This window comes from Cedecea sp. VD22 (genome assembly GCF_037150195.1).
Taxonomy (GTDB): domain Bacteria; phylum Pseudomonadota; class Gammaproteobacteria; order Enterobacterales; family Enterobacteriaceae; genus Cedecea.
Window position 1 is genome coordinate 1026376 of record NZ_JBBCPX010000001.1, and the last position, 18587, is coordinate 1044962.

An 18587-nucleotide genomic window follows, 5' to 3' on the forward strand; every position below is an offset into this window, starting at 1 on the left:
TGGGTTCTCTGAGCAGTCTACTAAAAGTAGTCGTCCCGGATATGAGTTTAAATTACTCGCCCGGCGTCCGCCTCCCAGCGATAACCCACCCCGTAAACGGCGCGAATAAACGACTGATCGGTATCCAGCGCTTCAAGCTTGCGGCGCAGGTTTTTTATGTGACTGTCGATGGTGCGGTCGGTGACCACGCGGTAGTCGTCATACAGATGGTTCAGCAGCATTTCGCGGGAGAACACCTTCCCCGGCTCGTGGGACAGGGTTTTTAGCAGGCGGAACTCGGCGGGGGTGAGATCCAGCAGTTTACCGCGCCAGATAGCCTGGAAACGGCCTTCATCAATCACCAGCGGACTTTCTTCCGACCCGGCGGAAATGGCAAGCTGACGCTTGCAGCGGCGGAGAATTGTTTTCACGCGGGCGACGACTTCGCGCGGGCTGTAAGGCTTGCAAATATAGTCGTCGGCGCCAATTTCCAGCCCCAGCAGACGGTCAATTTCTTCTATTTTGGCGGTCACCATGACGATGGGGACTTCGGAGAAACGTCTAATCTCTTTGCACAGCGTCAGGCCGTCTGTGCCGGGCAGCATCAAATCCAGCAGAATGAGATCCGGCGGCGTGTGGCGAACATACGGCAGCACCTGGTCGCCGTGGTTCAGCAGAGTAGGGGCATAGCTTGCCGCGCGGAGATAGTCGATGAGCAACTGCCCAAGCTTAGGTTCATCTTCTACGATCAAAATACGGGGCGTACTGTCGTCAATCGGTAGCTCGGTCATAGTGTCCTCGACGTTTCTGTTTCCAGAGGAAGTTCAACGGTAATACTAACGCCGCCAAAGCGTGAATGGGAGGCGGTTAGCGTTCCGCCATGGGCGGTCACAATATTCTGGCAGATAGACAGGCCCAGCCCTGAGCCGCCGCTGGCGCGGTTACGGGAGCCTTCCGCACGGTAAAAACGGTCAAACAGCTGGCCTAGCTGCTCGTCTGAGACGCCGGGTTCGCTGTCGTCAAAGCTCATCACAAACTGCTGATTCACAATTTTACCGCCGATCACAAGTTGCCCACCGCTGTCGGTGTAGCGGAGGCTGTTTTCCAGAAGATTGTTGAACAGCTGCATCAGGCGGTCTCCGTCACCGAAAATAGTCGCGGTTTCCGGTAGCGCAAGGCGTATTGTCAGCCCGCGTGACTCAAAACGGGATCGAAATGCCCCGGCAACCACTTCCAGCAGCGCAATGATATCCAGCGATTTTTTCTGGTAGGCCAGCGCGCCTTCATCGGACATGGAAAGCTGGTGCAGGTCGTCAACGAGCTTGGTCAGGGTGGCGACTTCCATCTGCAGTGACGTGACGGACTCCGGCGTAAACTGACGCACGCCGTCCTGAATTGCCTCTAGCTCACCGCGCAAAACGGCAAGCGGGGTGCGCAGCTCGTGAGAAATATCCGCCATGTAAGCCCGGCGCATTTTATGGTTTTTTTCCAGGGTGCTGGCAAGCTGGTTAAAGTCCTGTGCCAGCCGCCCCAGCTCATCCTGGCTGCCGACCGCGACCCGGGTGGAAAAATCTCCGGCGGCCAGCTTGTGCGTACCTTCAACCAGGCGTTTCACCGGGGCCAGAAGGCCACGGGCAAGCAGGAAGGTGGCCGCTGCCGCCAGCAAACTGGACAGGGCGACGATGATCCAACTTGTGCGCCGCTGCTGGCGATCGAAGTTAATGTCGGTATTGCGGGTCAGACGCTCAATGGGGGAGGCAATCACCCAGCCAACGTCCTGGCCATTGACGTTAATCGGTTTGCGCATCCCGTCTGGAGGGAGCTTCTCTCGCGGGCCAACCAGAACCTGATAGTTTTGATCGACCACCCAAAACTTAGTGCGCCAGCCCTGCGGCGGCATGCCGTGAGCTTCATCCCCTTCGCGCTCAAACGAACGTAAAATCTGAAACACAAACCTGTCGTTGTGCCGCAGGAAGCGCCAGTTGCCGTGCAGCGCATACTGTTCGCCCAGGGCATCACTCAGCATCTCAATGCGCTGAGTATTGCCGCGTTTGATGTAGTCGATAAAGCCACGCTCAAAGCTTAACCTCACGCCCCAGTGCATGATGGCCAGCACCAGCAGGCAGGTGGAGAATATGGCGAGGAATAATTTCCCGGTGATCCCGGAGCGGTAAAGTTTCATGTTTCGCTCCTTTTACGGCGGCTGATGACCGTGTTTTCTGAACGGTCATTTGGGACGCGGGTAAACAGCAATGCCGGAAGGGCGATGACCAGCGCCATGCAGAAATAGGTGTACATAAAGATGCTGTGAGCCTGTTCCCCACCCACCGGAAGCTGCTGGTGGCCAAACATGCCCAGCAGCAGGCCCGCGACGGTCACGCCGATACTCATGGAAAGCTGCATGACCATTGAGAGCATGCTGTTGCCGCCGCTGGCGAGGTCATCCGGCAGATCTTTTAGCGTCAGCGTATTCATGGAAGAGAAGCGCATGGAGTTGACCATGCCCTGTACAAACAGGACGACCGGCAGCAGCCAGAACCAGCCCATCAGGGCCGTCCCCATAAACATCAGCGTGATCAGCGCCAGGCCGAGCGTGGCGACGACCAGCACGTTGCGGTAGCCGAAGCGGTTGACGACCTGCACAACGATACGCTTCATGCCCATGCTGCCAAGCACCATTGGGACCATCATCAGCCCGGCATGGAATGGCGAGAAACCCATCCCAATCTGCAGAAACACCGGCGTCATAAACGGCAACATGCCGCTGCCGATGCGCCCGCACAGGCTGCCCAGCAGGCCAAGCGAAAAGGTTTTCGTGTTGAACAGATTGAGATTGAACAGCGCGTTTTCGTTGTCCCGCGCATGCCACAGGTAAAGCAGAATGGCGATAACCCCGCCAAGGATCAGCAACCCGAGCGTTTCACTGGAAATGCCCAGGCCTTTTTGTCCGTCCAGCGCAATGGTCAACGCCGCCATCCCAAACGCCAGCAGCAGGAAGCCGGAAATATCAAAGCGACGGGTTTGCATGGTGTAGTTGGGCATCAGCCACAGGGTAGCGATGGCCCCGACAATGCCGACAGGAATGTTTATCAGGAAAATCCAGTGCCAGGAGGCGTACTCCACCAGCACGCCGCCCAGCGCAGGGCCGAGCAGGGGGCCTACCTGGCCTGGGATCGTCACGAAGGTCATCGCCGCCATATATTGCGCCCGCGGCACGATTTTCATCACCGTGAGGCGCCCCACCGGTACCATCATGGCCCCGCCAATGCCCTGCACGACGCGGGCGAGAACAAGCTCGTTGAGCGTTGAGGCGTTGGAGCAAAACAGGGACCCGAGGGTAAAAAGAATTATCGCCGTGAAGAAGATATTGCGCACGCCCACTCTGTCCGCCAGCCAGCCGCTTGCCGGGAGCATGACCGCAACCGTTAACACGTAGGCCACCACCACCGAGTGCATGTGCAGCGGGCTTACGCCCAGACTGTGCGCCATCGAGGGAAGCGCGGTGTTCACAATCGTGGTGTCCAGCGCCTGCATAAAGAAGCCAAAAGCGACAATCCATAACTGCCAGCGAACGGCGGTGGGCAAATCAGTCATACGGACAGAGCCTTACTTTCACGGGGTTTGCGGCTAAAGCGCAATCTCAGTCGGTCAAAGAACAGGTAAACCACCGGCGTGGTGTAAAGCGTCAACAGCTGGCTCATCACCAGCCCGCCTACGATGGTGATCCCCAGCGGCTGACGAAGTTCTGCGCCATCCCCGCTGGTTAGCACCAGCGGTAGCGCGCCAAACAGCGCGGCCAGCGTGGTCATCATAATAGGGCGGAAGCGCAGCAGGCAGGCCTGGAAAATCGCCTCTTCCGGCCTTAAATCGCCCTTACGCTGCGCCTCTATTGCGAAGTCCACCATCATAATGGCGTTCTTTTTCACGATACCTATCAGCAGCATGATACCGATTAGCGCAATCAGGCTGAAGGGGGCGCCGAAAAGTTCCAGCGCCAGCAGCGCCCCGACGCCCGCAGAAGGCAGCGTCGAGAGGATGGTCAGCGGGTGAACGTAGCTTTCGTACAATATACCCAGCACGATATACACCGTGGCAATGGCTGCCAGAATCAGAATCACCTGCGAGTTCATCGTCTGCTGGAACACCTGTGCCGTCCCGGCGTAGCTGCCGCGCACGGTAGTGGGTACGCCCAGCGAGGTCATGGTTCTGTCGATGGCGTCGCTGGCTTCAGAAAGCGATACCCCGTCAGGCAGGTTGAACGAGATGGTTGATGCGGCGGACAACCCCTGATGGTTAACCGACAGCGGGGCGTTCGCTGGCTGCCATTTGGCAAAGTAGGACAGGGGGATCGACTTCCCTTCGCTGTTAATCACAAACATCTGGTTGAGCGAGCTGATGTCCTGGGTGTAGCGCGGGTCGACCTCCATGACCACCTTATACTGGTTCAACGGCTGGTAGATGGTGGAAATCTGGCGCTGACCAAAGGCGTTGTTGAGCAAATTGTTGGCATCCGAGACGCTGATCCCCAGACGCGACATGGTTTCACGGTCGTAAATCAGGTCCATCTCCGAGCCGTTATCCTGCTGGTCGGAGTTAACGTCAGCCAGTTCCGGCAGCGCCGCCAGCGCTTTACGGATTTTCGGCTCCCACTCTCGCAGGGCGCTTAACTCATCGGAAAGCAGCGTGTACTGGTAGCTGGCGTTCGCCTGACGGCCACCAACGCGAATATCCTGCACCGCCATTAAATAGAGGTTGGCGCCGGGCTCTTTTGCAAGCTTGCCGCGCAGTCGGTCAATCACCTGCTGGGCGGTTTCCTGGCGTTCGCTCAATGGCTTAAGTGAGATAAACATCATGCCGCTGTTAACCCGAGAGCCGCCGGTAAAGCCGGTGACGTTATCCACCGCCGGATCTTCACGAATGATCTTCATAAAGTCCTGCAGCTTACCGCGCATGGCCTGGAAAGAGATGCTCTGATCGGCCTGAATATTGCCCATCAGCCTGCCGGTGTCCTGTTCCGGGAAGAAGGTTTTTGGGATCGCAATGTAGAGCCAGACGCTCAGGGCTATCGTCCCCAGCAGCACCATGCCCACCAGCCGCGTATGGTTTAGCACCCATTTCAACGACCGGGCGTAACCGCCCTGCATGGCAATCAGCAGGCGACCAAATCCACGGTTTTTGTTTCTCTTTTCCGGCGGACGGTTCTTCAGGAGCCAGCCACACATCATCGGCGTGAGCGTGAGCGACACCACCAGCGAAATCCCGATAGCGACCGAAAGTGTGACCGCAAACTCGCGGAATAGGCGCCCCGGCAGACCGCCCATCAACAGCAGCGGCAGGAAGACCGCCACCAGCGACAGACTCATGGACAACACGGTAAAGCCCACTTCCCGCACGCCCTGGAGCGCCGCTTGCATGGGCTTCACGCCCGCTTCCAAATGACGGGAAATGTTTTCCAGTACCACGATGGCGTCATCGACCACAAAACCTGTGGCGATGGTCAGCGCCATAAGCGACAGGTTATTGAGGCTGAAGCCGCACAGATACATGGCGGCAAAAGTCCCGATCAGCGACACCGGCACGGCCACAGCCGGAATAAAAGTGGCTCGCCCTGAGCGAAGGAACAGAAACACCACCAGAATCACCAGCGACACGGAGATCACCAGCGATTGTTCTACCTCGGCCAGCGAGGCGCGAATGGTTGGCGACCGGTCCTGGGCTACCTGCAGGTCGATAGAAGCCGGAATGGTTTCTCGTAGTTCGGGTATTTTGGCGCGGATGCGGTCCACGGTTTCGATGATGTTCGCTTCCTGCGACTTGCGAATCATCAGCAAAATGGCTGGTTTGGCGTTGGTCATCCCGGCGTTACGCACGTCCTGTACGCTGTCGGTGACGTTGGCGACATCCTGAAGCCGTACGGCCGAACCGTTATTGTAATGCACGATAAGCGGCATATAGTTTGCCGCTTTTTTTAGCTCGTCGTTGGTCTGAATTTGCCAGCGGCTTGTACTGTCTTCTACCGAACCAAGGGGACGGCGAACGTTGGCATTGCTTATTGCAGTCCGGACGGCATCCAGCGACACGCCCTGGTTAAACAGCGCCTGTGGGTTGAGGTCCACGCGCACCGCGGGCAGAGAGCTTCCGCCGACGTCCACGTCGCCCACGCCGTCGATTTGTGAGACGGTTTGCGCGAGCTGCGTGGAGGCAAAATCATACAGTTCACCCTGCGATAGCGTATCGGAGGTGAGCGTCAGGATCATGATCGGCGCGTCGGACGGGTTGGCCTTGCGGTAAGTTGGCCGCCCCGGCATCCCGCTTGGCAGCAGGCTTTGGGCAGCGTTAATCGCCGCCTGCACGTCCCGCGCGGCACCGTTGATGTCACGGTCGAAATTAAATTCCAGAATGATGCGGGTGCTGCCCAGCGAACTGGACGAGGTCATTTCGTTGACCCCGGAAATGCGGCTCAGGGAACGCTCCAGCGGCGTGGCCACGGACGACGCCATGGTTTCCGGCGACGCGCCCGGCAGCGAGGCGCTGACCATGATCACCGGAAAATCGACCTGCGGCAGCGGGGCAACCGGCAACAGGCGGAAGCCCAGCACGCCGCACAGGGTAATGGCGACGGTCAATAAAATCGTCGCCACCGGTCGGTAAATGAAGAGGGCAAAAAACTTCACTTACGCCTCCTCATGCTGTCGGCCGAAACGACGGCGCGTGTAGTGCGACAGGCGGTCGAACAGCAGGTAAATCACCGGCGTGGTAAACAGCGTCAGCACCTGGCTGAGCAGCAGGCCACCCACCATGCCAATACCCAGCGGGCGGCGAAGTTCTGCGCCAACGCCGGTTGAAAGCATCAGCGGGAGTGCACCCAGCAGCGCGGCGAGCGTGGTCATCAGAATCGGACGGAAACGCAGCAGACAGGCCTGGTAAATCGCTTCGTACGGGGCCATGCCCTGTTCACGCTCGGCGGCCAGCGCAAAGTCGATCATCATGATCGCATTCTTCTTCACGATACCAATGAGCAGAATGATGCCGATAATAGCGATAACGTCCAGTTCGGCCCCCGCCAGCATCAATGCGAGCAGCGCGCCAACGCCCGCCGTGGGCAGCGTCGACAGGATAGTGATCGGATGGATAAAGCTTTCATACAGCACGCCAAGCACGATGTACATCGCCACGACCGAAGCAATAATCAGCCAGATGGTGCTGCCCAGCGCGGCCTGGAAGGCGAGGGTGCTGCCCTGGAACTGCGTCGTGATATCGGACGGCATCGCCAGCTCTTTTTCCGCCGAGGTGATGGCGTTCACCGCGTCGCCCAGCGATTGCCCTTCCGGCACGTTAAAGGAGAACGTGGTGGACGGGAACTGGTCGAGGTGATTGATCGACAGCGGGGCAAAGCGCTGCTCCACCTTCGCAATCGCGCTTAATGGAATGCTGCCGCCGGTGCTGCTGGTGAGGCGAATGTTGTCGAGCGCGCTCAGCCCTGGCGTGGTGCTAGTGTCATGTTCGAGTACCACGCGATACTGGTTGGCCTGGGTGTAAATGGTTGAAATAAGGCGCTGGCCGAAGGCGTTATACAGGGCGCTGGTCACCGATGACATGTTGATGCCGAGGCGGCTGGCGCTGTCGCGGTCAACGTTGACGTAGGCCATCAGCCCCTGATCCTGCCAGTCACTGCTGATATCCGCGAGCTGAGGCAGCGTTTTAAGCTTGTCTTCCAGCTGCGGCACCCAGGTGCTCAGTTCGTCCAGCGAGGTCGCCTGCAGGGTGAACTGGTACTGGGTGCGGCTCACCGTGGTGTCGATAGTCAGATCCTGGATCGGCTGCAGATAAAGCTGCACGCCCGGGACGCTGGCGACATTCTGCTGCAATCTGTCAATCACCGTCGGGATGCGGTCATCACGGTCGCTGAGCGGCTTAAGGTTAATTTGCAGGCGGGCGCTGTTTAACGAAGGGTTGGTGCCGTCTACGCCGACAAACGACGTCAGGCTTTCCACCGCCGGATCTTTCAGTATCACGTCCGCGACCTGCTGCTGACGCTGGGCCATGCTGGCGAAGGAGACCGACTGCGGAGCCTGCAGGGTGCCCTGGATAATGCCGTTATCCTGAATCGGGAAGAAGCCTTTGGGGATAAAGATCCACAGCACAATGGTCAACGCCAGCGTGCCAAAAGCAACGCTCAACGTCAGCCACGGATGATTCAGCACTTTGCTTAGCAGGCGGCCATAGGCGGCAATGATGTTATCAAACATCTTCTCGCTGGCGCGGGAGAAACGGTTCTGCTTACGCAATGATTCGTGGCTCAGCATTCTGGCGCACATCATCGGGGTAAGCGTCAGCGAAACCACGGCGGAGATTAAAATAGAAATTGCCAGCGTCACGGCAAACTCGCGGAAAAGACGGCCCACGATATCACCCATAAACAGCAGGGGGATGAGTACCGCAATCAGCGAGAAGGTCAGGGAAATAATAGTAAAGCCGATTTCCCCGGCGCCTTTTAACGCGGCGGCCAACGGCTTCTCGCCTTTTTCGATGTAGCGAGAAATGTTCTCTATCACCACGATGGCATCATCCACCACGAACCCGGTGGCGATGGTCAGCGCCATCAGCGTCAGGTTATTGATGGAGAAATCAAGGAATACCATCACCGCAAATGTGCCGACCAGCGACAGCGGCACGGCGACGGCAGGAATGATGGTGGCCGGCACGTTGCGCAGGAACAGGTAAATGATCATCACCACCAGCGCAATGGCCAGCATCAGCTCGTGCTGGGTGTCTGTCACGGAGGCGCGAATGTTGGTGGTACGGTCGCTGAGCAGTTTTACTTCAACCGACTTCGGCAGGCTTTGAGTCAGCGTCGGCAGCATCTGACGGATGCTGTCTGCCGTCTCAATGATGTTGGCCCCAGGCTGGCGCTGGACGTTCATCACTATGGCCTGCTGCTTGTTTGCCCAGGCGCCGAGCCAGCTGTTCTCTGCCCCTTGCTCAACGGTGGCAATATCCCCGAGGCGGATTGGCGCGCCGTTCTGATAAGCGATGATTAAATCCCGGTATTCCTGGGCCGACTTCATCTGGTCGTTGGCGGAGAGCGTGACGGCGCGCTCCGGGCCGTCAAGGCTGCCTTTGGCAGAGTTGACGTTGGCATTGGTGATGGCGGTGCGAATGGTTTCGCTGGTCAGGCCGAGTGCGGCAATCGCCGGAGCGTTCAATTTAACGCGAACGGCGGGGCGCTGGCCGCCCGCCAGCGTAACCAGACCTACGCCAGAAACCTGGGAGATTTTCTGGGCTACGCGGGTTTCCACCATATCTTCCACCTGCGTCATCGGCAGGGCGGTTGAGGTCACGGCAAGCGTCATGATAGGCGGATCCGCCGGGTTGACCTTGCTGTAAACCGGCGGGTTTGGCAGGTCAGTGGGCAGGAGGTTTGTCGCGGCGTTGATGGCCGCCTGCACTTCCTGCTCGGCAACGTCAAGCGCCAGCGTCAGCTGGAACTGAAGGGTGATAACCGACGCCCCTCCGGCGCTTTGCGATGACATCTGCTTCAGGCCGGACATCTGCCCAAACTGGCGTTCGAGTGGGGCAGTGATCGCCGAAGTAATGACATCCGGGCTGGCGCCGGGATAGAGCGTGACCACCTGAATGGTAGGGTAGTCCACCTCCGGTAGCGCTGATACCGGGAGAAAGCGATAGCCAATAATCCCCGCCAGCAGGATAGCCACCATCAATAGCGTGGTGGCAACTGGACGAAGAATAAACAGGCGGGAAGGGCCGCCCGTGGAGCCTGGAGGTAACACCTGCATCAGGAGCGTGCTCCGTTGTGTTTGTGGCCGGATTTTGCCTGGGCGGCAGGTTTGGCGTTATCGTCGGCCGCGCTGTGCGGTTCGACAACCTCAACCTGCGCGCCTTCCGTCAGGCGGTCAATACCGTCGGTCACCACGCGATCGCCTGCGGAAACGCCGGCGCTAATCACGACTTTCTGACTGTCCTGAATTCCCGGCGTAACCAGGTGTTTACTGACTTTGTTATCGCCGTTCAGTACCCAGACGAAGTGGCCTTCATTGCCCATTTGCAACGCACCGGCTGGGATCACCACGGCATTTTGCTGGGTGTCCACCAGCATACGGGCGTTCACAAACTGATTTGGGAACAGAGCGTCATCCAGATTATCAAAGCGCGCTTTCAGCTTGATGGTACCGGTGGTGGTATCGATTTGGTTATCAAGGCTCAGCAGTTTACCGCTGCTGAGTTTTGCGCTGTTGGTGCGGTCCCAGGCTTCAACGCTCAGCGTTTCGCCGGCTTTCTGCGCTTTAATCACCGTGGCGATGTCGTTTTCCGGCAGGGTGAACACCAGGTCAATCGGGTGCGTTTGCGTCAGCACGACAATACCGTTGGTGTCGCTGGTGGAGATCTGGTTGCCAATATCGACCTGCTTCAGGCCAACCCGGCCGTCGATAGGGGCGGTGACGCGACTCCAGTTAAGCTGCAACTGAGCGCTGGCAACGCTGGCTTCATCGGCCTTAACCGTGCCGAGTGTGGATTCCACAAGCGACAGCTGAGTATCGAGGTCCTGGCGGGAGACTAAGTTGGTTTTTACCAGCTGTTGGTAGCGGGCGAGGTCGCGGCGAGCATTTGCCAGGGTGGCCTGATCCTTAGCCAACTGCCCCTGGGCCTGAGCCAGGGCGACTTTGAACTGGCTCGGGTCAATTTCTGCCAGCAAATCACCGGCTTTTACCTGCTGGCCTTCCTGGAAATGAATGGCCAGAAGTTGCCCGTCAACGCGGCTGCGCACCGTCACGGTATTGGCCGCGGTGATAGTGCCCAAGCCGGTTAAGTAATGCGGCACGGCTTCACTGGTTGCCGTTGCAGCCTGAACCGGGGCCAGCGCACCGCCGCGCATTCCGCGTCGGCCGCCCTGGGCGGATGTCTGGCCTGATTTAGCCTGGGGCTGAGTCCCCGAAGATGTATTGTGGCTGCGCCAGAACCAGACGGCGGCAATCACCACCAGAATAAAGGCTGTAATCCACAACCAGCGAGAAGTCTGCGTGCCTTTCATAGATGACGTGTTCTCTTTCTGAAACGATTAGGCTTAATGTGACTAGTTTAGTAATCAATAGCCCCGTAATGATGGAGGAAATATGAAGTACTGTCAGATTAGCAACATATAGTAAGTAAGTGATGTTTTCGTGGCCAAATAAAACTGTTTTTCCCAAAACGTTTTCCGAGGCGTCACGCAAGTTTCAGTCCCAGGAGTAGTCATATCACGAAGCGAGAAATAAGCTGTGGTTTATATTTTAAATATAACCTATAGTTTATGAGGTGAGTGATGATCTGGCGCGCGATATTTACCGACTCTTTCTACTTTTGGTATCAGGCCCAGCCCGTAGAGCTCCGCAAACGACTTGGGGCGGCCTTCGGCAATATTGAGTTCTGGAGGCCGGCTTTAAGCCGCCCGCAGGCGGACACGGTAAAGGGATCTCGCTATCCCAATATGAAGGCATTACGTTTGCTATGGCGCGGCAAGCCATATCGGATCTTTTTTGCTTTTGACCCGCATCGCAGAGCCGTTGTGCTGTGTGGTGGAGACCAATCAAACGATACGCGTTTTTATCAGGCGCAGATAAAAGTGGCCGATGCGCAGTTTGCGCATCACCTGGCAGAACTGGAAGATGAAAATGAAAACGTTAACTGAAGTGATGGCGGAGTTTTCGGCGGAAGAGCAGGCCGAGATCCGCGCAATGACCGAAGTCTTAATTCTGGAAACGGGATTACAGCTGGTACGTGAGCAGCAGGGACTTTCTCAAAAACAAGTGGCGCAAAAAATGGGGGTTTCCCAGCCGGCAATCGCCGCGATTGAACAACGCGGCAACGATCTCAAAGTGCTCACGCTGAAGCGCTACGTTGAGGCGCTGGGCGGTAAACTTTCGCTGCATCTGGAGTTTCCAGAAAGCGACCGGCGTTTCCAGATATAAAAAACCGCAGGAGGCCTGCGGTTTGAGCGGTATGTTTGAACGTGATTATCTAAAAACCACGTCTGACCAACGGGCAAGCCCCTGCGTCACCGAGCCAAAGTCATCCCCTCCGGCAATTGGAATATCAGGCAACTGCTGGGCGAGCGCATGGCGCAGCAGCGGAGAACGAGCGCTGCCGCCGGTCAGGTATATAACCTCAGGTTTAGCCTGGCTGTTGTCCATCGCCAGCGTGACCTGTTCCATGATCCGCTGTAGCGGCTGGCTGATAGCGGTTTCCAGCGCTTGCTGGCTGATGTCGCAGCCTACGTCTTTGGCAATAAACGGCAGCAATGCTGAAACCTGCTGGCTGTTGGAGAGCGCAATCTTGCTCTCTTCTGCCGCCCTGACAAGGCGATAGCTCAGACGCTGACGCCAGACTTTCTGCAGAAACGCCACCTTTTCCGGCTCGCGCGCGTCCCGCACCAGCTCATTGAGCGAGCGGCCGTTAGCCGCGCTGTAGAAGTCATTCTGAGCCGGGACATCGTTAATCGCGACGGCGTTCCACCAGGGTAATACCGGCAGCGCGATGCCTTTTTCCGTCTGGCCGCCCATACCAAGCAGCGGAGCCAGCTGTTTAAATGCCAGCATAATATCCAGATCGTTACCGCCCACGCGGCAGCCGCTGTGGCCCAGAAGGCTTTGTTCACGGTCGCGGCGCTGGTGCCAGTCAGGCCCCATCAGCAGTACCGAGCAGTCGGTGGTGCCGCCGCCAATGTCGACCACCAGCACCTGCTTTTCTTCCTGTAGCGTGGCTTCAAAATCCAGCCCCGCGGCTACGGGTTCAAACTGAAACACCACGTCGCGGAAGCCAGCGCGGTGCGCGGCGCGTTCCAGAATCCCCTGAGCCTGCTGGTTAGCATCTTCCCCGCCCAGTCCCTGGAAGTTAATCGGCCTGCCAATCACGGCCTGGTCGATGGTCCCTTCCAGCTGGTTTTCCGCCTGTTTACGGATGTGCAGCATCATCGCGCAGACCAGATCTTCAAACAGCGCGACCTGCTGCGGTTTCAGGCCGGTGGCGCCGAGGAAGGACTTTGGCGATTTTACGAAGTAAACCTCTTCCGGATCTTCCATGTACTGGCCAAGAGAACTTAAGCCAAATTTTACGCTGCCGGGCAGCACATCAATGTCTTCTTCGCGATTGTAGCTCACCGCACGGCGCAGCAGCGCCTGGGTCTCGCTTCCCGTAGCCGGAACTTCGTGGTGACGGAAGAGCCACTCGCTCACCGCTTCACGCGTCGGTGCACAGAGCATAGAAGGCAGCAGCGATGAGCCGTTCTCCATCTCCAGCAGCTGTGGTTTTCCGTCGCGCATAATGGCGACCGAGCAGTTCGCCGTCCCGTAGTCAAAACCGATTTTCATTTTCGTTGATTATCCCCATGCCAGTGAGAAGGGGGGCGACTTTAGCGGAATGCCGGTCCGTGGGCAACTGAATATGAAAGCAAGGCAGAAATCGGCATTTGGCGGTATGCTAAATAAGCAGTGTTGTCTGCCTAATGCCCTCATTCTCTTCAGGATTATTTATGTACACCCTTAGCTATCAACCGCCCTATGACTGGTCCTGGATCCTTGGTTTTTTACGGGGACGTGCCGTGGAGGGCGTGGAAGTTGTTACCGCCAGTCGCTATCAGCGCAGCTTCGCGCTGGGAGAATATGCCGGGCTGGTGACACTTGAACCAGACGAGAAAAATCTTTGCCTCAATGTGACGCTAAGCGACGGCCTGCAGCCTGTGGCAGGCGAAGTTTTACAGCGCGTGAAGAACTTACTGGATTTGGACAAGGATCCGCAGCAGGTATTAAGCAGCCTGGGCACGTTGGCGGCAGCCCGGCCCGGCCTGCGTCTGCCGGGATGTATGGACCCGTTCGAACAGGCCATTCGGGCCATTCTTGGGCAACTGGTTAGCGTGGCGATGGCGGCAAAATTGACCGGCAAAGTGGCAAAGACCTTCGGAGGGAAGCTTGAAAGTCACGAGGGCTGGTATCTGTTTCCGGATGTCAGGACGCTGGCAAACTGCGATGTTCAACAGCTGAAATCTTTAGGCATGTCGCTTAAGCGTGCTGAGGCTATTGTGCATCTTGCCGGAGAGGTGGTGAAAGGGCAGTTTCCGCTGCAGCTACCCGATGATTTGGAGCAGGGAATAAAAACCCTGATAGCATTGCCCGGTATCGGGCGCTGGACAGCCAACTATTTCGCCCTGCGCGGCTGGCAGGCCAGCGACGTTTTCCTGCCGGACGATTACCTGATTAAACAGCGCTTTCCTGATATGACGCCTGCACAAATCCGCCGCTACGCCGAGCGCTGGCAGCCCTGGCGCTCCTACGCGCTGTTACACATCTGGTATAGCGACGGCTGGACGCCAGACTGACTCACAGGATTATATGCTACGATATTTGAACTTGTAACCGACCTTTATTAGTAAGAAAATCCCGATATAAAAGTGGTGTCTGAATTTTATATTTAAATTAATATTACTGAATGAGTTTCATTTTTAATTCAGATGAACGGATTATAAGGGTCGAATGTGAGAGTTTTAGTTACAGGGGCCACGGGTTTCGTGGGGAGTCGCTTGGTTACAACGCTCAGGGAATTGGGGTATGAAGTCGTCGGCACAACTCGTCGTGGCTCGCAGAATACTGCTGGACTGGTTGATATCGGCGATATTTCGGCAACAACGGACTGGTCCCCGGTGCTTGAAGGGTGTGATGCCGTCGTGCATACCGCCGGTCGGGCTCATATCTTAAAAGATTCAGCTGCGGATAAACTCTCGGCGTTTCGGCAGGTTAACTGTGACGCAACCTTAAAGCTTGCTCACGACGCGTTAAATGCAGGGGTCAACCATTTTATTTTCATCAGTTCTATTGGCGTAAATGGCAATGCCACTACTCATACGCCATTTAACGAAAAATCAATACCTAAGCCTGTCTCAGATTATGCGATTTCTAAATTTGAAGCTGAGCAAAAGCTGAACGAAGCATTTTCTTCAGGCCCAATGGCGATTACGGTGATTCGCCCGGCGCTTATCTGTGGCGAAAATGCACCGGGCAATATTCGGCGTTTGTTAAAACTGGTTGCCAGTGGGCTGCCACTTCCTTTCAAAGGAATAAAAAACAAGCGAAGCATGGTTTCTCTGGAAAACGTTGTCAGCTTTATTGCCACTTGCCTGAACGATCCTCGTTCAAAAAATCAGCTTTTTGTTCTCGCCGATAAAGATAAACCCACCACGGAAGATATTGTTCGATCATTCGCGGGTGGAATGAACAAATCTCCTCGTGTCTTTTGGTTTCCAGCGGCTATATTGAAGGTTTTACTGATGCTAACAGGGAAGCAAAGCATTTATGAGCAGCTCTATGGCTCATTGGATATTGATGCCTCCTACGCCTCCGAGCTGTTGGGTTGGCAGCAACCCGTTACGCTTTCCGAAACGATGGAAAAAGCAGCAAAATATTATTCAAAGGACGCTCAGTAATGCAGGCATTAATTGTGGCCGTAGTCGTTTTTATTCTCTCATTTATTCTGACCTGGTGCCTACGAGCCTATGCGTTAAAAAACAACGTTATTGATATACCGAATCAACGTAGCTCTCACTCTATACCGACGCCTCGTGGTGGCGGTGTGGCCATTGTTATCAGTCTTATGGTTGGGTTGATTGCGCTGTCCCTCCTTCAGCTCATTTCATACTCGACGATGTTCTCGCTGATTGTTGCCGGCGGAATTACCGCGGTGGTCGGTTTTCTTGACGACCATGGGCACATTGCGGCTCGCTGGCGATTACTGATGCACTTCCTGGCCGCCGCAGCAGGGCTTTTCTTTCTTGGAAACTTTCCTGCGATCGAGCTTTTCGGCTACACCTTCTCTGCCGGATGGATTGGGATGGTTTTCGGATTAGTCTATCTGGTATGGATGCTGAATCTTTATAACTTTATGGATGGCATTAATGGGCTGGCGAGCATGGAGGCGATTGTTTTTTCCCTTTCATCTCTGCTGATTGTCTGGATTGCTGTGCCTGATGCTTTGGGGTCAGACGCATCGCTTAGCGTTTTGCTGCTGGGGGCTGCCGCGCTCGGTTTTATCTTCTGGAATTTCCCGAACGCAAAAATTTTCATGGGCGATGCCGGAAGTGGCTTTCTGGGAATAACCATCGGCTTACTGGCTCTTCATATTGGCCTGCTTGATAGCAAACTCTTCCTTGCCGAGATGTGTTTACTTGGCGTTTTTATCGTAGATGCTACCTTAACGTTACTGCGCCGTTTGCTGGCAGGCAAAAAGGTGTACGAAGCTCACGCAAGCCATGGCTACCAGATACTTGCAAGAAAATATGGTAGCCATAAGCCCGTTACTCTTGGTGCGCTGTGCGTCAATCTTATCTGGTTAACCCCTTTTGCCATGTTGATTGCAGCGGGTGCCATTACGGGAGTGGTAGGATTAGCGATAGCCTGGGCTCCGGTTGTGATTGTCGCGTGGCGCTGCGGAGCTGGCGTAAAGGATAAGGGCTAACAGCCATAAAGCAGGGTTACGGGCACCACTGATATATATTTAGTTGTATCAGCGAGTGCTCAGTAAAAATTTCACTTTATAACAACAGGTTGGTGGACAGGTGTCCTGTTCTATTGCAAATATGCTTACGTTTCTGCTTGCTTTACCAAGACCGGTAAAAAGAATTATTACGCTGGCAATTGATGTTGTGCTGCTGTTGTGTGCTTTCTGGTTCTCTTTCTGGGTGCGTATTGATGCCCTGACACCTCTGACAAGTGGGCCGCACTGGTTACTGATTCTGTCGATTATTCTGGTCACGCTAGGCTTCTTTGTCAGACTTGGCCTCTATCGTGCTGTTATTCGATATATTACGGCTAAAGTTTTGGTCTCGGTTGCGGTGGGTATGGTGGCGTCGTCCATCTTGCTTATCGTGACCGCATTTTATACAAATATCTATTTGCCTCGCACCATCCCATTTATCTATTTTTCCTTTGGTTTACTGTTGGTTACAGGCTCCAGGCTGGCGTTAAGAATGCTGGTCAACCATGGATTAAAACTGGGAACCAAGGTCATTATCTACGGTGCAGGTGCATCAGGCTGCCAGTTACTGCCTGCCTTAAGCCAGGCGTCTGAGTATTACCCGATTGCTTTTGTTGACGATAATCCTCGTCTACAAAAAACCGTTATGCATGGTGTGACGGTTTACTCGCCTGAAAAGCTCGCCTGGTTAGTCGAGAAGTACGAGGTCCAAAAAATCTTGTTGGCCATGCCAAGCTTGAGCCGCTCCCGTAAAAGCGAAGTGATGAAAAAGCTGGAAGGTCTCCCCTGTGAGGTGCTTTCTATTCCCGGGATGGTTGATCTGGTGGAAGGGAAAGCCAGCATTGCTACGCTGAAAAAAGTCTCTATTACCGACCTTTTAGGACGTGACCCCGTGGCGCCTGTACCTGAGTTAATTGCCCGGAATATCCAGGATAAGTCGGTCATGGTGACAGGGGCGGGTGGATCCATCGGCTCAGAACTTTGTCGCCAGATTATTCTGAACGGGCCGAAAGCGTTAGTTCTCTATGAGATCTCTGAGTTTTCGCTTTACGCTATCGAGCGCGAATTATCTGAGATGATCAAGAGCAAGGGATTGACGATCAAACTCTATCCTGTGCTGGGTAATGTGCAAAACCAGGCTCATCTGGAGCGGGTTATCGGGAGTTTCGGTATCGAAACTATCTACCACGCCGCGGCTTATAAACACGTACCTTTAGTTGAGTATAACGTTGCCGATGGCGTCAGAAATAACGTCTTTGGTACGCTGGCCTGTGCACAGGCAGCAATCCGCTGCGGTGTCCCGAAATTTGTATTGATCTCTACGGATAAAGCTGTTCGCCCGACCAACACGATGGGGGCAACAAAACGCATGGCGGAGCTTGTGCTGCAGGCATTGGCGGTACAGCAGTCAGGTACCTGCTTTAGCATGGTGAGATTTGGTAATGTGCTGGGGTCTTCAGGTTCTGTTGTGCCACTCTTTGAAAAGCAGATAGCTAAAGGGGGGCCAATTACGTTGACACACCCGGACATTATTCGCTACTTCATGACGATTCCAGAGGCCGCGCAGCTGGTTATACAGGCTGGTGCGATGGGTAACGGCGGAGACGTTTTTGTCCTCGATATGGGCGATCCGGTAAAAATCATCGACCTGGCAGAGCGTATGGTTTCTTTAAGTGGCTTTACCTTACGTGATGATTCGAATCCGGAGGGTGATATTGAGATTAAAACCACCGGATTGAGACCAGGTGAGAAGCTCTTTGAGGAACTCCTCATTGGTGACAATGTGATGACGACGCAGCACCCACGAATCATGGCCGCCAGTGAAGTGAAGCTTTCATGGGAGGAGCTTAACGTTTATCTCACCGACATGAACGACGCCTGTGGACATTATGACATGGATACCATTCGTTCCATTTTGCTCAAGGCGCCTACAGGCTTTAATCCTAGCGATGATATTTGCGATATCGTATGGAAGAATGCTCCCTGCGATATGCCCAATTAAAATCAGGATGAAGGTCACGAGTTGAACTCAGCGGTGACTAAGCCAGTTCTGGCTGGCAGACGCTAAATAAAAACCCCTGAATCGGTCAACC

General features: G+C 55.4%; 13 protein-coding genes. 6 read left to right on the forward strand and 7 right to left on the reverse strand.

All coding sequences use genetic code 11. The annotated features are described in order from the left end of the window. Nucleotides 1-47 precede the first annotated feature (47 nt). The 6 genes from baeR to WFK85_RS04880 are packed head-to-tail and all read right to left on the reverse strand — an operon-like array spanning nt 48 to nt 11029. Complete coding sequence (gene baeR / locus WFK85_RS04855; RefSeq protein ID WP_008455132.1) at nt 48-770, reverse strand: two-component system response regulator BaeR; 723 nt, start codon at nt 768-770, stop codon at nt 48-50. After that, complete coding sequence (gene baeS, locus WFK85_RS04860; RefSeq protein ID WP_008455130.1) at nt 767-2161, reverse strand: two-component system sensor histidine kinase BaeS; 1395 nt, start codon at nt 2159-2161, stop codon at nt 767-769. The genes baeR and baeS overlap by 4 nt, the downstream gene beginning before the upstream one ends. Continuing rightward, nucleotides 2158-3573, reverse strand: a complete 1416-nt coding sequence (locus WFK85_RS04865; protein ID WP_166991185.1) for a multidrug transporter subunit MdtD — start codon at nt 3571-3573, stop codon at nt 2158-2160. The genes baeS and WFK85_RS04865 overlap by 4 nt, the downstream gene beginning before the upstream one ends. Next, complete coding sequence (mdtC, locus tag WFK85_RS04870) at nt 3570-6653, reverse strand: multidrug efflux RND transporter permease subunit MdtC (protein ID WP_166991188.1); 3084 nt, start codon at nt 6651-6653, stop codon at nt 3570-3572. The genes WFK85_RS04865 and mdtC overlap by 4 nt, the downstream gene beginning before the upstream one ends. After that, nucleotides 6654-9776, reverse strand: a complete 3123-nt coding sequence (locus tag WFK85_RS04875) for an MdtB/MuxB family multidrug efflux RND transporter permease subunit (protein ID WP_336707464.1) — start codon at nt 9774-9776, stop codon at nt 6654-6656. It lies immediately after the preceding gene. Next, nucleotides 9776-11029, reverse strand: coding sequence for an MdtA/MuxA family multidrug efflux RND transporter periplasmic adaptor subunit (locus tag WFK85_RS04880; RefSeq protein WP_166991194.1), 1254 nt, complete (start codon nt 11027-11029; stop codon nt 9776-9778). Before WFK85_RS04880 ends, WFK85_RS04875 begins: the two co-directional genes overlap by 1 nt. 270 nt (nt 11030-11299) lie before the next feature. Between WFK85_RS04880 and WFK85_RS04885 the strand changes: the two genes are divergently transcribed. Beyond that, nucleotides 11300-11665, forward strand: a complete 366-nt coding sequence (locus WFK85_RS04885) for a type II toxin-antitoxin system RelE/ParE family toxin (RefSeq protein WP_336707466.1) — start codon at nt 11300-11302, stop codon at nt 11663-11665. Continuing rightward, nucleotides 11649-11945, forward strand: coding sequence for a helix-turn-helix domain-containing protein (locus tag WFK85_RS04890; protein ID WP_166872510.1), 297 nt, complete (start codon nt 11649-11651; stop codon nt 11943-11945). The genes WFK85_RS04885 and WFK85_RS04890 overlap by 17 nt, the downstream gene beginning before the upstream one ends. A gap of 45 nt (nt 11946-11990) precedes the next feature. On the opposite strand, the gene yegD is transcribed toward WFK85_RS04890, so the two are convergent. Further along, nucleotides 11991-13343, reverse strand: coding sequence for a molecular chaperone (gene yegD / locus WFK85_RS04895; RefSeq protein ID WP_336707468.1), 1353 nt, complete (start codon nt 13341-13343; stop codon nt 11991-11993). A 161-nt stretch (nt 13344-13504) separates the two neighbouring features. Between yegD and alkA the strand changes: the two genes are divergently transcribed. The 4 genes from alkA to WFK85_RS04915 all read left to right on the forward strand — a co-directional run bounded on the left by alkA (nt 13505) and on the right by WFK85_RS04915 (nt 18496). Further along, nucleotides 13505-14347 (forward strand): DNA-3-methyladenine glycosylase 2, encoded by an 843-nt coding sequence (gene alkA, locus WFK85_RS04900; RefSeq protein ID WP_336707469.1) that lies wholly within the window; start codon nt 13505-13507, stop codon nt 14345-14347. 156 nt (nt 14348-14503) lie between these two features. Continuing rightward, a complete protein-coding gene (locus WFK85_RS04905; RefSeq protein ID WP_166991210.1) occupies nt 14504-15448 on the forward strand; it encodes an NAD-dependent epimerase/dehydratase family protein in 945 nt (314 codons plus the stop codon). Then, on the forward strand, nt 15448-16476 hold the full coding sequence (locus WFK85_RS04910) for an MraY family glycosyltransferase (protein ID WP_008455109.1): 1029 nt from the start codon (nt 15448-15450) through the stop codon (nt 16474-16476). The genes WFK85_RS04905 and WFK85_RS04910 overlap by 1 nt, the downstream gene beginning before the upstream one ends. 121 nt (nt 16477-16597) lie before the next feature. Then, nucleotides 16598-18496 (forward strand): polysaccharide biosynthesis protein, encoded by a 1899-nt coding sequence (locus WFK85_RS04915; RefSeq protein WP_166992896.1) that lies wholly within the window; start codon nt 16598-16600, stop codon nt 18494-18496. The last annotated feature ends 91 nt before the right edge of the window (nt 18497-18587 follow it).

Bases quoted from the DNA above. Each gene is read 5' to 3' on its own strand.
- WFK85_RS04885 (WP_336707466.1), top strand. From the start codon at position 11,300: ATGATCTGGCGCGCGATATTTACCGACTCTTTCTACTTTTGGTATCAG.
- yegD (WP_336707468.1), bottom strand. From the start codon at position 13,343: ATGAAAATCGGTTTTGACTACGGGACGGCGAACTGCTCGGTCGCCATT.
- WFK85_RS04880 (WP_166991194.1), bottom strand. From the start codon at position 11,029: ATGAAAGGCACGCAGACTTCTCGCTGGTTGTGGATTACAGCCTTTATT.
- WFK85_RS04910 (WP_008455109.1), top strand. From the start codon at position 15,448: ATGCAGGCATTAATTGTGGCCGTAGTCGTTTTTATTCTCTCATTTATT.
- WFK85_RS04890 (WP_166872510.1), top strand. From the start codon at position 11,649: ATGAAAACGTTAACTGAAGTGATGGCGGAGTTTTCGGCGGAAGAGCAG.
- alkA (WP_336707469.1), top strand. From the start codon at position 13,505: ATGTACACCCTTAGCTATCAACCGCCCTATGACTGGTCCTGGATCCTT.
- baeR (WP_008455132.1), bottom strand. From the start codon at position 770: ATGACCGAGCTACCGATTGACGACAGTACGCCCCGTATTTTGATCGTA.
- WFK85_RS04875 (WP_336707464.1), bottom strand. From the start codon at position 9,776: ATGCAGGTGTTACCTCCAGGCTCCACGGGCGGCCCTTCCCGCCTGTTT.
- baeS (WP_008455130.1), bottom strand. From the start codon at position 2,161: ATGAAACTTTACCGCTCCGGGATCACCGGGAAATTATTCCTCGCCATA.
- WFK85_RS04915 (WP_166992896.1), top strand. From the start codon at position 16,598: ATGCTTACGTTTCTGCTTGCTTTACCAAGACCGGTAAAAAGAATTATT.
- WFK85_RS04865 (WP_166991185.1), bottom strand. From the start codon at position 3,573: ATGACTGATTTGCCCACCGCCGTTCGCTGGCAGTTATGGATTGTCGCT.